Source organism: Chryseobacterium sp. SIMBA_038, assembly GCF_046535115.1.
GTDB lineage: Bacteria > Bacteroidota > Bacteroidia > Flavobacteriales > Weeksellaceae > Chryseobacterium.
Genome location: NZ_JAWRXH010000345.1, coordinates 1 through 248 on the forward strand (window position 1 = coordinate 1; position 248 = coordinate 248).

Here is a 248-nt window from a genome sequence, read left to right on the forward strand (position 1 = left end):
CTTCGTAATACATTCCAAGATCTTCATAGATCTCAATCATGTACTGATACATTGTTTTTCCGTTGGCTTTACACCAAGCAGCAATTTCACAAGCCAGAACGATACTCCCACAAGAGTCTTTATCACGAACAAAGTCTCCAGTCATGAAACCGAAACTCTCTTCACCACCACATACAAATTTTTGGGTTCCTTCTGCTTCACGGATCATTTTTCCGATCCATTTGAATCCTGTAAGGCCTACTTTACAT

1 pseudogene is annotated in these 248 nt (G+C 39.9%); it reads right to left on the reverse strand.

Annotated features, from left to right (window positions below):
• Positions 1-248 (reverse strand): annotated as a pseudogene (locus tag SB689_RS23830) (phospho-sugar mutase); the annotation flags it as partial.